Below are 14,036 nucleotides of genomic sequence, written 5' to 3'. Positions count from 1 at the left end.
CTGGGGCGAGTCCGCCGAGCAGTGACCGGGGCCGGTGACGCAGACCGCGCCAGCTTGCCCACATCGCCGGGAGTAGCGTCGGGCGGGTGACTGATACGCCACGCGAATTCGACATCATCCTTTACGGCGCAACCGGCTTCGTCGGCAAGCTGACTGCGGAATACCTGGCCCGGGCCGGTGGCGATGCGCGCATCGCCCTGGCCGGCAGGTCGAAAGAGCGGCTGGCAGAGGTACGACGGTCCATCGGCGCGTCGGCAGAGCAGTGGTCTGAAGTAGCCGCGGATGCCACCGACCCGTCGAGCCTGAAGGAAATGGCCGCCCGCACGCGGGTGGTCATCACCACGGTAGGTCCCTACACCCGATACGGGCTGCCGCTGGTGGCCGCGTGCGCCGCCGCCGGCACCGACTACGCCGACCTGACCGGCGAGGCCAACTTCGTCCGGGAGAGCATCGACGTCTACCACAAGCAGGCCGCCGATACCGGTGCCCGGATCGTGCACGCGTGCGGATTCGACTCGGTGCCATCCGATCTGACCGTATTTGCGTTGCATCGCGCCGCTCAGCAGGACGACGCGGGAGATCTGACCGACACCAACCTCGTGGTGCGTTCCTTCCGGGGTGGACTGTCCGGCGGCACCATCGCATCGATGCTCGAACTGATGCGCGCTGCGTCCAAAGATGCCGAGGTGCGCCGTCAGCTCCTGGATCCCTACACCCTCAGCGATGACCGCGGTGCAGAACCCGATGTCGGACCGCAACCCGATCTGCCCTTGCGGCGTGGTCGCCAGATCGCGCCGGAGCTCAACGGTTTGTGGACGGCGGGGTTCGTGATGGCCCCGTACAACACTCGGATCGTGCGGCGGAGCAACGCACTGCTGGACTGGGCGTACGGCCGCGAGTTCCGCTACGCCGAGAGCATGAACCTCGGATCTTCCGCGATCTCCCCGGTGGCCTCTGCTCTGATCACCGGTGCCAGCAACGCGGTGTTCGGCTTAGGCAGTCGCTTCCTCGGTCTGTTGCCCGCCAACCTGATGGAACGGGTACTGCCCAAACCCGGCACCGGTCCCAGTGCCCAGGCCCGCGAGCGTGGTTACTACAAAGTCGAGACCTACACCACGACGACGTCCGGCGCCCGCTACGTGGCGCGCATGGAACAGCGGGGCGACCCGGGGTATAAGGCGACCTCGGTCATGCTGGGCGAATGCGGCCTCGCGCTGGCACAGGACCGCGACAAGCTTCCTGACCTGCACGGCGTGCTGACCCCGGCGGCCGCCATGGGTGATGCGCTGCTGGCCCGATTCCCGGGCGCGGGTATCTCGCTGGAGACCGAACGGTTAATTTGACGTGCGGGTTGAAACTGGGCTGCGTCCAGGGGTGACGAACCAGATCGCGCGAGTCTAGTGTCGTAATCGGGGCGTCTTTCATACCAGCAACGAAGGTGGACAGCGATGGCCGGACTCGATGACCTGTATGCGCAGATTCCCACCTCAGACATCGCCACCAAACTCGATGCCGACCAAGGCGAAGTCGAAAAGGCGGTACACACGCTGGTGCCGGTATTGCTCAGCGGTCTGCAGCACAATTCCCAAGATCCCGAGCACGCCAGCAAGATCGAATCGGCAGCCAGTGGCCACGCCGCCCGCGGCCTGCTTGACGCCGGCGGCGGTGTCGACCAGGTCGACGAGCAGGACGGGCACCAGGCCGTGGCGACCCTGTTCGGCGGCAAGGACACCGACCAGGTGGCGGCGGCGCTAGCCGGCGGGGGCGCGGGCAACAGGGACCTGCTCAAGCAACTACTGCCGGTCGTGCTGCCAATTGTGTTGGCGTACATAGGCAAACAACTTGGATCGGACGGCGCCGCCGCCGAGACCACGGCGTCGCAGCAACGGACGTCCGGTGGCGGGCTGGGCGACATCCTGGGCAGCATCCTCGGCGGCGGCAACGACAAGTCACTCGGCGGCATCCTGGGCAGCGTGCTGGGCAATAAGGGCGGTGGCCTCGGGGACATCCTCGGCGGCCTCCTCGGTGGCAAGAAATAGCTTGTGCGACAACAGGATTGCGCTGAGTGCAAACCTGTTTCGGGCGCAGCAAGATGGGTAAGACTGTGTTCAGGGGTACCAGGACGGACGGTCGGCGGGTGTCGACCGTACTTGGAAACGACAGGGATGGAGAGGGTAAGTCATGTCAGACACGCTCACCGAAGGACAGAAGCTGGTCAGAGGGGAGTCGCTGGTCTCCAACAACGGCGCCTACACCCTGACCCTGCAGGACGACGGCAACCTGGTGCTGGCCGCTCGGGGAAAGCCGTTGTGGGACACCGGGACCAACGGTCAGAATGTGGTGCGCGCCGAGGTGCAGACCGATGGCAACTTCGTGCTCTACACGTCGGACAAGCCGGTGTGGCACAGCGACACCAAGGGCAAGAAGCAGGTCCGGCTGGTCCTGCAGGACGACCGCAACCTGGTGCTCTACGCCGGTGACGGTAAAGCCGCGTGGTCGACCAAAACCGAGACCGACGCGCCCCCGCCCCCCGAGCCGGTCGCCGAGGCAGAGAAGTCCGGTTCCGAGTCCGCCAAGGGCGGTTGGTGGGGTTCAGACGAGCCGGCCCAGAACGCCGTCGCTGAATCCCACGAAGAGGCACCCGCCGAACCGCCCCCGGCCGAGCCTGCTGCCCGTACCCACACCGTCGAGTCCGGCGACACGCTGTGGGCCATTGCCGAGCGCTTCTACGGCGACGGCAGCAAGTACCAGCTGATTGCGGACGCCAGCGGCATCCCCAACCCCGACTTGATCTACCCCGGTCAGGTGCTCACGATTCCGTAATCGGCTCCGGTCTCGGAGGCCCAACCCGGCGGCGCGGCTGGCGGTTCCTAGAATTGTGCGGTGACCGCCAGCCCCCGCCCCGCCGACGACCAGCTGCCCAAGTCGTGGGATCCGGCCGCGATGGAGGGCGCCATCTACCAGAAGTGGCTGGATGCCGGCTACTTCACCGCGGACCCGCACAGCGACAAGCCGCCGTACTCGATCGTGCTGCCGCCGCCCAACGTGACAGGCACGCTGCACATGGGTCATGCGTTGGAGCACACCATGATGGATGCGCTCACCCGTCGCAAGCGCATGCAGGGCTACGAGGTGCTGTGGCAGCCGGGCATGGATCACGCCGGCATCGCCACCCAGAGCGTGGTGGAGAAACAACTCGCAGTCGACGGCAAGACCAAGGAAGACTTTGGCCGTGAACTGTTCGTCGAGAAGGTGTGGGACTGGAAGCGGGAGTCCGGCGGCGCGATCGGCGGCCAGATGCGCCGGTTGGGCGACGGCGTGGACTGGAGCCGTGACCGGTTCACCATGGACGAAGGTCTGTCGCGGGCGGTACGGACGATCTTCAAGCGGCTCTACGACGCCGGGCTGATTTATCAAGCCGAGCGACTGGTCAACTGGTCACCGGTGCTGGAGACAGCCATCTCCGATCTCGAGGTCAACTACCAGGACGTCGAGGGCGAGTTGGTGTCGTTCCGCTACGGCTCCCTCGACGACGCCGAACCCCACATCGTGGTCGCCACCACCCGGGTCGAGACGATGCTGGGTGACACCGCCATTGCGGTACACCCCGACGACGAGCGCTACCGTCAGTTGGTCGGGACCAAGTTGCCGCACCCGTTCGTCGACCGCGAGATGATCGTCGTTGCCGACGCGCATGTGGATCCCGAATTCGGGACCGGCGCAGTCAAAGTCACCCCCGCCCACGACCCGAACGACTTCGAGATCGGATTGCGGCATCAGTTGCCGATGCCGTCGATCCTGGATACCAAGGGGCGCATCGTCGGCACCGGGACGCAGTTTGACGGCATGGACCGCTTCGAGGCCCGGGTCGCGGTGCGCGAGGCACTGGCAGCGCAGGGCCGGGTCGTGGCCGAAAAACGGCCCTATCTGCACAGTGTCGGGCACTCCGAGCGCAGTGGTGAGCCGATCGAGCCACGGTTGTCGCTGCAGTGGTGGGTCCGGGTGGAGTCGCTGGCCAAGGCGGCCGGCGACGCGGTTCGCAACGGGCACACCGTGATTCACCCCGCCAGTCTTGAACCGCGGTGGTTCGCGTGGGTGGACGACATGCACGACTGGTGCATCTCGCGCCAGCTGTGGTGGGGTCACCGCATCCCGATCTGGTACGGGCCCGACGGCCAGCAGATGTGCGTCGGTCCCGACGAGACACCGCCCGACGGGTGGGAGCAGGACCCCGACGTGCTGGACACGTGGTTCTCTTCGGCACTGTGGCCGTTCTCCACTCTGGGTTGGCCGGAACAGACCGCCGCACTGGAAAAGTTCTACCCGACAAGCGTTCTGGTCACCGGCTACGACATCCTGTTCTTCTGGGTGGCCCGGATGATGATGTTCGGCACGTTCGTCGGCGGCGACGACACCATCACCCTCGCCGGTCAGCGCGGCCCCCAGGTGCCGTTCACCGACGTGTTCCTGCACGGTCTGATCCGCGACGAATTCGGCCGCAAGATGAGTAAGTCCAAGGGCAACGTCATCGACCCGCTGGACTGGATCGACAAATACGGCGCGGATGCGTTGCGGTTCACGTTGGCGCGGGGGGCCAGTCCCGGGGGTGACCTGGCGATCGGCGAGGACGCCGTCCGCGCGTCGCGCAACTTCGGCACCAAGCTGTTCAACGCCACCCGGTACGCGCTGATGAACGGCGCGGCAGCAGCCTTCCGGGCACCTTTCCCCGCCCTCGACGAGTTGACCGACGCCGACCGCTGGATTCTGGGCAGGCTGGAACAGGTTCGGGCCGAGGTGGATTCGGCCTTCGACAGCTACGAGTTCAGCCGCGCCTGCGAGTCGTTGTACCATTTCGCCTGGGACGAATTCTGCGACTGGTACGTCGAACTGGCCAAAACGCAACTCGCGCAAGGTAACCCGCACACTGCGGCGGTGTTGGCCGCTGGGCTGGACGCCCTGCTGCGGCTACTGCATCCGGTGATTCCGTTCCTCACCGAGGCGCTGTGGCAGGCGCTCACCGGTCAGGAGTCGCTGGTCATCGCCGAATGGCCGAGTTCGTCCGACATCGAGCTGGACAACGTTGCCGCACAACGGATCACCGACATGCAGAAACTGGTGACCGAGGTGCGCCGGTTCCGTAGCGACCAGGGTCTGGCCGATCGGCAGAAGGTGCCGGCACGGTTGGTCGGTGTCCGGGACGTCGATCTGAACGAGCAGGTGCCCGCCGTGACGTCACTGGCCTGGCTCACCTCACCGGGTGCGGACTTCGCGGCCTCGGTGTCGCTGGAGGTGCGGCTGAGCGCGGGGACGGTGGTCGTCGAGCTGGATACGTCGGGCACCATCGACGTCGCCGCCGAACGGCGTCGGCTCGAAAAGGACTTGGCGGCGGCGCAAAAGGAACTGGCGTCCACCGCCGCCAAGCTCGCCAACGCAGACTTCCGGGCCAAGGCGCCCGAAGCCGTCGTCGGTAAGATTCGCGACCGACAGCAGTTGGCGCAGGAGGAATCCGACCGCATCACCGCGCGATTGGCGGCGCTGCGGTGAGTTCCGAGGCATCCGACTGGTCCGAACAGGCCACCGACGCGGCGCCGACCCCGGACGAGATCGCGTCGTTGTTGCAGGTCGAACACCTGCTGGACCAGCGCTGGCCGGAGACCCGCATCGAACCCAGCCTGACCCGGATCAGCGCGCTGATGGATCTGCTCGGTTCGCCGCAACTGAGCTATCCCGCCATCCACATCGCCGGCACCAACGGCAAGACCTCAGTTGCCCGCATGATCGATGCGCTGCTCACCTCGTTGCAGATGCGCACCGGGCGCACCACCAGCCCGCATCTGCAGTCCGCGGTCGAGCGCATCTCGATCGACGGCACGCCGATCACCCCGGCGCGTTACGTCGAAACCTACCGGGAGCTCGAGCCGTTCGTGCAGATGGTCGACGAACAGTCGCAGGCAACCGGGGGCCCGGCGATGAGCAAGTTCGAGGTGCTCACCGCAATGGCGTTCGCCGCGTTCGCGGACGCGCCCGTCGACGTCGCCGTCGTCGAGGTGGGCATGGGCGGCCGGTGGGACGCCACCAACGTGATCAACGCGCCGGTGGCGGTCATCACCCCGATCAGCGTCGACCACGTCGACTATCTCGGCGACGACATCGCCGGGATCGCGGGGGAGAAGGCGGGCATCATCACCCGCGCGCCCGACGGCGCGCCCGACACCGTCGCGGTCATCGGCCGGCAGACGCCCGAAGCCATGGAGGTGCTGCTGGCGCAGTCGGTGCGCGCCGATGCCGCAGTGGCCCGACAGGATTCGGAGTTCGCGGTGCTGCAACGTCAGGTCGCCATCGGCGGCCAGGTGCTGGAACTGCAGGGCCTGGGCGGGGTGTACTCCGATATCTACCTGCCGCTACACGGCGAACATCAAGCGCACAACGCGGCGCTGGCGCTGGCCGCGGTCGAGGCCTTCTTCGGCGCCGGCGCCCAGCGCCAACTCGACATCGACGCCGTGCGGGCCGGCTTCGCCGCCGTCGCCAGCCCGGGACGGCTGGAACGGATGCGCAGCGCCCCAACGGTTTTCATCGACGCCGCGCACAATCCCGCCGGGGCTGCCGCGCTGGCCCGGACGCTGACCGACGAATTCGACTTCCGCACGCTGGTCGGCGTGCTCAGCGTGCTGACCGACAAAGACGCCGACGGCATTCTGGCGGCCCTGGAACCGGTGCTCGATTCCGTCGTCGTCACGAATAACGGCTCACCACGCGCGCTGGACGTCGAGGCGCTCGAGCTGGCGGCGCAGCAGCGGTTCGGTCCGGACCGGGTGGTCACGGCCGAGAACATGCGCGACGCCATCGACGCCGCGACCGCCCTGGTCGACGATGCCGGTGCCGAGGACGGGATCGCGTCAGGAGCCGGGATCATCATCACCGGGTCGGTGGTCACCGCCGGGGCGGCGCGAACCCTGTTCGGGCGTGATCCGCAGTGACTGAACAGGGGCCGCCGCGGCCCGACCCGTGGAAGAGCTTCGCCGGGGTGATGGCCGGGACCCTGATCCTGGAAGCGATCGTGGTGCTGCTGGCGATACCGGTGGTGGGCGCGGTCGGTGGCGGCTTGCACGCGGCGTCACTGAGCTATTTGATCGGGGTGGCCGTGCTGCTGGTGGTGCTGTCCGGACTGCAGCGCAAGCCCCGGGCGATCTGGGTCAATCTGGGGTTCCAGCTGGCGCTGGTGGCCGGCTTCCTGCTGGATCCGGCCGTCGGCTTCATCGGGCTGCTGTTCACCGGGGTGTGGGCGTTGATCGCCTATCTGCGGGCCGAGGTGCAACGCCGGCAGGCGGCTCAGGCCCTCGAACCGCCGCCGGATTAGTGCCAGGACCGGCGGGCCTCTACTCTTGGGCACCGTGAGCGAACGGACCCTGGTACTGATCAAGCCCGACGGTGTGCAACGGCAGTTGATCGGCGAAATACTCAGCCGCATCGAGCGCAAAGGCCTCACCATCGCGGCGCTGGAGCTCAGGAACGTCGACGACGAGCTGGCCCGCAGCCACTACGCCGAGCACGAGGACAAACCGTTCTTCGGGTCGCTGCTGGAGTTCATCACGTCGGGACCGGTGGTGGCCGCGGTCGTCGAGGGGCCCCGCGCCATCACGGCGTTCCGGCAACTCGCTGGTGGCACCGACCCGGTGGAGAAGGCCACACCCGGCACCATTCGCGGTGATTTCGGGCTGGAAACGCAGTTCAACCTGGTGCACGGGTCCGATTCGGCCGAATCGGCGCAACGCGAGATCGGCCTCTGGTTCCCCAGCTCCTAACCGCTTCTCAGGCCGGTTTGCCGGCCATCGGTCTCCGGGGTGACGGACTTCATTCCCGGGTGTGGGATACTGACTCTCGGGTGAACGGCGTCGAACTGGCGGCGGACACCCGAATGAAGACTTCGGCAAGCGCGACCATCGCCAGTCCGCTATGCGGCGCAGCATGTCAAGCCGTCATTCAGTACGGTGCCGAGTGGGTCCGATCTGGGTCGCTCGGCGCGAGACCATCACAAGTCCGGGAGAAGTGACCCGGACCCATAGCGAAGCCCTCGCGTGGCCGCGTCGATAGGACGCGCCCGGGGGCCTGAGGAGAAACGTGGTAGACGGTGCCCCATCTTCAGACCAGACAAATGAGCCGACACAGGAACTGCCGGACCGCCTGAGAGTCCATTCGCTCGCGCGCACCCTGGGGACCACCAGCAGGCGGGTCCTCGATGCCCTGGCCGCGCTGGACGGACGAATCCGCAGCGCGCATTCCAGCGTGGACCAGGTCGACGCGGTACGGGTTCGGGATCTCCTGGCGGCCCAGCCCGACACCGTCCCCGACGCCCCCGCGACCGCTGCGGCACCCGATGCCGGTGCCGAGCCGGAATCGCGGCTGATGCTGGAAACCGCGGAAGCCGTCGTCGAGCGACCGCCGTACATGCCGCTGTTCGTCGCCCCCCAGCCGGTGCGGGTCGAGGCCAGAGTCGACGTGGCAGTGGATGACGACGAGTCCACCGACGACTCCGCCGACGATTCCGACGACAGTGACGGCGCCGGCGATGCTGACGACGAGGGAGCGGGAGATCGTCCGGCCAACAAGCGGCGTCGCCGGGGACGTCGTGGCCGTGGTCGCGGTCGTGGCGAGCAGGGCGGCGACGGTCCCCAGGACAGCCCGAACGGGGACTCCGCAGGCCCCAGCGGCGACCAGCGTGCTGGCGAGGCGGACGGTGCCGACCAGGACGAGGACTCCGACGACGCCGACGAGTCCGATGACTCCGACAACGGCGACGACGAGAACGGTTCGGCCGACGGCGGTAGCCGCCGCCGGCGGCGCCGGAGACGACGCAAGTCCGGAGCCGCCGAGGAAGGCGACGACAGTCCTTCGCCGGACGATCCGCCCAACACCGTCGTGCACGAGCGGGCACCGCGCAGCGGTGGCGGCAAGCAGGGCGGCGACAACGGCAGCGGTTCCGGTTCCAACGAGATCAAGGGAATCGACGGTTCCACCCGTCTGGAAGCCAAGCGTCAGCGCCGCCGGGACGGGCGCGACGCCGGCCGGCGGCGCCCGCCGGTCCTGACCGAAGCCGAATTCCTCGCCCGCCGTGAGGCCGTGGATCGGGTGATGGTGGTGCGTGACCGCGTCCGTACCGAGCCGCCGCACCCCGGCGACCGCTACACGCAGATCGCGGTGCTCGAAGACGGCATCGTGGTGGAACACTTCGTGACCTCTGCGGCTTCGGCATCGCTGGTCGGCAACATCTATCTGGGCATCGTGCAGAACGTGTTGCCGTCGATGGAGGCGGCGTTCGTCGACATCGGCCGTGGCCGCAACGGCGTGCTCTACGCGGGCGAGGTCAATTGGGAGGCCGCCGGTCTGGGCGGGTCCGACCGCCGCATCGAACAGGCCCTCAAGCCCGGCGACTACGTGGTGGTGCAGGTCAGCAAGGACCCGGTGGGGCACAAAGGCGCGCGGCTGACCACGCAGGTGTCGCTGGCCGGACGTTTCCTGGTCTATGTGCCGGGAGCTTCGTCGACCGGTATCAGCCGCAAACTGCCCGACACCGAACGTCAACGGCTCAAGGAGATCCTGCGCGAGGTGGTGCCGTCGGACGCCGGGGTCATCATCCGCACCGCATCCGAGGGAGTCAAAGAAGAGGACATCCGCGGCGACGTCACCCGGTTGCAGGAGCGCTGGAACGAGATCGACGCCAAGGCAGCCGAGACCAAGCAGAAAGCGGCCGGCGCCGCGGTCGCTCTGTACGAAGAGCCCGACGTGCTGGTCAAGGTCATCCGGGACCTGTTCAACGAAGACTTCTCCAGCCTGATCGTGTCCGGCGACGAGGCCTGGACGACCATCAACGAGTACGTGAATTCTGTTGCCCCCGAGCTGGTTTCGAAGCTCAACAAGTACGAGCCGGCGGACGGCAACGGGCCCGATGTGTTCGCGGTGCACCGCATCGACGAGCAACTCGCCAAGGCCATGGACCGCAAGGTGTGGTTGCCTTCCGGTGGCACGCTGGTGATCGACCGGACCGAGGCGATGACGGTGATCGACGTCAACACCGGCAAGTTCACCGGTTCCGGGGGAAACCTGGAGCAGACCGTCACCAAGAACAACCTGGAGGCGGCCGAGGAGATCGTGCGACAGCTGCGGCTGCGCGACATCGGCGGCATCGTGGTCATCGACTTCATCGACATGGTGCTCGAATCCAACCGCGACCTGGTGCTGCGCCGGATGACCGAGGCGCTGGCCCGCGACCGCACCCGCCACCAGGTGTCGGAGGTGACCTCGCTGGGCCTGGTCCAGCTCACCCGCAAGCGGTTGGGCACCGGGTTGATCGAGGCGTTCTCGTCATCGTGTCCCAACTGCGCCGGCCGTGGGATTCTGCTGCACGCCGATCCGGTCGACTCGGCCCCGGCGACCGGGCGCAAGTCCGAGACCAGCGGCCGTCGCAACCGGCGGTCGAAGAAGAACCGGTCCGAAGAATCCGTGGAGAAGGCGGTGGTGGCGAAGGTCCCCACGCACGCGCCCGGAGAACACCCGATGTTCAAGGCGATGGCCGCATCGTCGCGTGACGACGACGATGACGCCGACGACGCGGGCGAGGACGCATCTGTCGAGGCCGAGCAGACCACCGAGGGCGCGGTTGCGGATGCTGATGCCGCCGTCGAAGTCTTCGAGGACATCGAAGACACCGACGAGGACGATGACGACACGGACGATGACGACACGGACGATGACGACACGGACGACGAGGAAGATGCTGACGACGACGAGGACCTCGATGACGATGACGAGGACCTCGACGACGAAGATGTCGACGAACTCGACGACGAAGACCTCGAGGACAACGACGACGAGGACAGCGACGACGACGAGGACGGTGAAGACGAGGACAGCGACGACGACGAGGACGACGTGGTCAGCGTCGCCACCGGCGTCGAGCAGGTGTCCGCGCCGGTGTCGGTCGCACCGCGCCGGCGGCGTGCGGCCGGCCGGCCGGCCGGGCCACCCATCCACGGGGACTGACGGCCAGGGTCGGTTTGACCCTGTAGCCGCTGGTCACGTACCCTAGGACAGTTGTCGTCAGGCCGTGCGGACGCTGGCCGACGACAGCGGGACACGCAAGCCCGCACCAGACCACCCACCGCGCAGAGTCGCTGGCACGCGCGCGAGCCAACGCAGGCAGCAGAACAGGCAGGAGTGAGACCGATGGCTACCTACGCAGTCGTCAAGACCGGCGGTAAGCAGTACAAGGTTGCCGTCGGCGACGTCGTCAAGGTCGAGAAGATCGAATCCGAGCCGGGCTCGAACGTGTCGCTGCCGGTCGCCCTGGTCGTGGACGGCGCCGACGTCACCACCGACGCTGATGCGCTCGCGAAGGTCGCCGTCACCGGCGAGGTGCTCGAGCACACCAAGGGCCCCAAGATCCGGATCCACAAGTTCAAGAACAAGACCGGCTACCACAAGCGTCAGGGACACCGTCAGCAGCTGACGGTCCTCAAGGTCACCGGAATCAAGTAAAAGGGCGGCAGACATGGCACACAAGAAGGGCGCTTCCAGCTCACGCAACGGCCGGGATTCCGCAGCTCAGCGGTTGGGCGTCAAGCGGTTCGGCGGTCAGGTCGTCAAGGCCGGCGAAATTCTGATCCGCCAGCGCGGCACCAAGTTCCACCCCGGTGTCAACGTCGGGCGCGGCGGTGACGACACCCTGTTCGCAAAGGCGGCCGGGGCGGTCCAGTTCGGCGTCAAGGGCGGCCGCAAGACCGTCAGCATCGTCGGGCCCAGCTCGGACTAGTCCGGGCCCGAGTGCCGCGGGCGCGCCCGCCGGCTTATTGAGGGGAAGCCCGATGGCTCGATTCGTCGATCGGGTGGTCATTCACGCACGCGCGGGTTCCGGCGGCAACGGCTGCGCGTCCGTCCACCGCGAGAAGTTCAAGCCCCTGGGCGGGCCCGACGGCGGCAACGGCGGCCGCGGCGGCAGCATCGTGTTCGTCGTCGACCCGCAGGTGCACACCCTGCTGGACTTCCATTTCCGACCGCATGTCACCGCGCCGTCCGGCAAGCAAGGGGCGGGCAACAATCGCGACGGCGCCGCGGGTGCCGATCTGGAGGTCAAGGTTCCCGACGGGACCGTGGTGTTGGACGAGAACGGCCGACTGCTGGCCGACCTGGTGGGCATCGGCACCCGGTTCGAAGCCGCCGCCGGCGGCCGCGGTGGTCTGGGCAATGCCGCGCTGGCCTCGCGTGCCCGCAAGGCGCCCGGCTTCGCACTGCTCGGTGAGCCCGGGCAGGCCCGGGATCTCACCCTCGAGCTCAAGACCGTCGCCGACGTCGGGTTGGTCGGGTTTCCCTCGGCCGGAAAGTCTTCGCTGGTATCGGTGATCTCAGCGGCCAAACCCAAGATCGCCGACTACCCGTTCACCACGCTAGTGCCCAACCTGGGCGTGGTGTCGGCCGGCGAGCATGCGTTCACCGTCGCCGACGTGCCGGGTTTGATTCCGGGCGCTTCGGAGGGCCGCGGCCTGGGTCTGGACTTCTTGCGGCACATCGAGCGCTGCGCGGTGCTGGTGCACGTAGTGGACTGTGCGACGGAAGATCCCGGTCGCGACCCGATCTCCGACATCGATGCGCTGGAAGCCGAACTCGCCGCGTACACGCCCACTCTGCAGGGCGATGCGGTGCTCGGTGACCTGGCCGAGCGTCCGCGTGCGGTTGTGTTGAACAAGATCGACGTTCCCGAGGCGCGTGAGTTGGCCGAGTTCGTCCTCGACGAGATCGCCGAACGCGGCTGGCCGGTGTTCCTGGTCTCCACGGCGACGCGGGAAGGCTTGCAGCCGTTGATCTTCGGGCTGTGGAAGATGGTCTCGGAATACAATGCGGCGCGGCCGGCGCCGGTGCCGCGCCGGCCGGTGATCCGTCCGGTTCCTGTCGATGAGAGCGGTTTCACCGTCGAACCCGACGGCGCGGGTGGCTTTGTGGTGACCGGTGCGCGTCCCGAGCGCTGGATCGGTCAGACGAACTTCGACAACGACGAGGCCGTCGGCTATCTCGCCGACCGCCTGGCCCGCCTCGGCGTCGAGGATGAACTGCTGCGACTGGGCGCGCGGCCCGGCTGCGCGGTGACGATCGGTGAGATGACGTTCGACTGGGAACCGCAGACTCCCGCGGGAGTGCAGGTTCCGCTGACCGGTCGGGGCACCGATGTCCGGCTGGAGCGCAATGATCGCGTCGGCGCCGCGGAGCGAAAGGCCGCTCGGCGCCAACGCCGCGAGCACGAGTCGTGATCAGCGAGCACCGCGAGGCCATCCGAACGGCGCGCAGTGTCGTCGTCAAGGTCGGCACCACCGCACTGACCACCGAGACCGGCATGTTCGACGCCGGCCGGTTGGCGGTCCTCGCCGACGCCATCGAGACCCGCATGAAGGCGGGCACCGACGTCGTCATCGTGTCCTCGGGTGCCATCGCCGCAGGCATCGAGCCGCTCGGATTATCGCGTCGGCCCAAGGATTTGGCGACCAAACAGGCCGCGGCCAGCGTCGGGCAGGTGGCCCTGGTGAATTCCTGGAGCGCCGCTTTTGCCCGCTACGGCCGCACCGTGGGGCAGGTGCTGTTGACCGCGCACGATATCTCGATGCGGGTGCAGCACAACAACGCTCAGCGCACCCTGGACCGGTTGCGGGCACTGCACGCGGTCGCGATCGTCAACGAGAACGACACGGTGGCCACCAACGAGATCCGGTTCGGCGACAACGACCGGCTCTCGGCGCTGGTGGCGCATTTGGTGGGTGCCGACGCGTTGGTGCTGCTGTCCGACATCGACGGGCTCTACGATGCGGATCCGCGAAAGTCCGCCACTGCCAGGTTCATTCCGGAGGTGCGGGGTCCGCAGGATCTGACCGGAGTGGTCGCCGGGCAGAGCAGTCATCTGGGCACCGGCGGCATGGCATCGAAGATGTCGTCGGCGCTGCTGGCCGCCGACGCCGGGTTGCCGGTGTTGCTTGCTCCGGCAGCCGAAGTCGCTCAGG

At 67.5% G+C, this 14,036-nt stretch carries 12 protein-coding genes; all 12 read left to right on the top strand.

What is annotated here, in order from left to right; all coding sequences use genetic code 11:
* Positions 1-86: 86 nt before the first annotated feature.
* Positions 87-1,343, top strand: coding sequence for a saccharopine dehydrogenase family protein (locus AC5Y5Z_RS25270; protein WP_499928230.1), 1,257 nt, complete (start codon positions 87-89; stop codon positions 1,341-1,343).
* A gap of 105 nt (positions 1,344-1,448) precedes the next feature.
* Entirely contained in the window at positions 1,449-2,039 is a 591-nt protein-coding gene (locus AC5Y5Z_RS25265) for a DUF937 domain-containing protein (protein WP_463824858.1), read from the top strand.
* 142 nt (positions 2,040-2,181) lie between these two features.
* Positions 2,182-2,823, top strand: a complete 642-nt coding sequence (locus AC5Y5Z_RS25260; RefSeq protein ID WP_463824857.1) for a LysM peptidoglycan-binding domain-containing protein — start codon at positions 2,182-2,184, stop codon at positions 2,821-2,823.
* Positions 2,824-2,883: 60 nt separating this feature from the next.
* Positions 2,884-5,544 carry a valine--tRNA ligase gene (locus AC5Y5Z_RS25255; RefSeq protein WP_499928229.1) on the top strand — a complete coding sequence of 887 codons (2,661 nt, stop codon included), beginning with the start codon at positions 2,884-2,886 and terminating at the stop codon, positions 5,542-5,544.
* Positions 5,541-6,977, top strand: a complete 1,437-nt coding sequence (gene folC, locus AC5Y5Z_RS25250) for a bifunctional tetrahydrofolate synthase/dihydrofolate synthase (RefSeq protein WP_463824855.1) — start codon at positions 5,541-5,543, stop codon at positions 6,975-6,977. The genes AC5Y5Z_RS25255 and folC overlap by 4 nt, the downstream gene beginning before the upstream one ends.
* 50 nt (positions 6,978-7,027) lie before the next feature.
* The gene (locus tag AC5Y5Z_RS25245) at positions 7,028-7,357 is read left to right on the top strand and encodes a DUF4233 domain-containing protein (protein ID WP_499928232.1); all 330 of its coding nucleotides are present in this window, start codon (positions 7,028-7,030) and stop codon (positions 7,355-7,357) included.
* Positions 7,358-7,391: 34 nt separating this feature from the next.
* Positions 7,392-7,802 carry a nucleoside-diphosphate kinase gene (gene ndk, locus AC5Y5Z_RS25240; protein ID WP_463824854.1) on the top strand — a complete coding sequence of 137 codons (411 nt, stop codon included), beginning with the start codon at positions 7,392-7,394 and terminating at the stop codon, positions 7,800-7,802.
* 316 nt (positions 7,803-8,118) lie between these two features.
* Positions 8,119-11,037, top strand: a complete 2,919-nt coding sequence (gene rne, locus AC5Y5Z_RS25235) for a ribonuclease E (RefSeq protein WP_499928226.1) — start codon at positions 8,119-8,121, stop codon at positions 11,035-11,037.
* Between the two features lie 183 nt (positions 11,038-11,220).
* Entirely contained in the window at positions 11,221-11,532 is a 312-nt protein-coding gene (rplU, locus tag AC5Y5Z_RS25230; protein WP_463824852.1) for a 50S ribosomal protein L21, read from the top strand.
* A gap of 13 nt (positions 11,533-11,545) precedes the next feature.
* Positions 11,546-11,806, top strand: a complete 261-nt coding sequence (gene rpmA / locus AC5Y5Z_RS25225; RefSeq protein ID WP_463824851.1) for a 50S ribosomal protein L27 — start codon at positions 11,546-11,548, stop codon at positions 11,804-11,806.
* 52 nt (positions 11,807-11,858) lie between these two features.
* Positions 11,859-13,295: a GTPase ObgE gene (gene obgE / locus AC5Y5Z_RS25220; protein ID WP_499928224.1), complete on the top strand. Its 1,437-nt coding sequence runs from the start codon at positions 11,859-11,861 to the stop codon at positions 13,293-13,295.
* Positions 13,292-14,036: glutamate 5-kinase (gene proB, locus AC5Y5Z_RS25215; RefSeq protein WP_499928222.1), on the top strand; the 745-nt coding region annotated here is incomplete at its 3' end. The genes obgE and proB, both read left to right, overlap by 4 nt.

The organism is Mycobacterium sp. NGS29, assembly GCF_059812965.1.
This window is presented reverse-complemented; position numbering and strand designations above follow the sequence as displayed.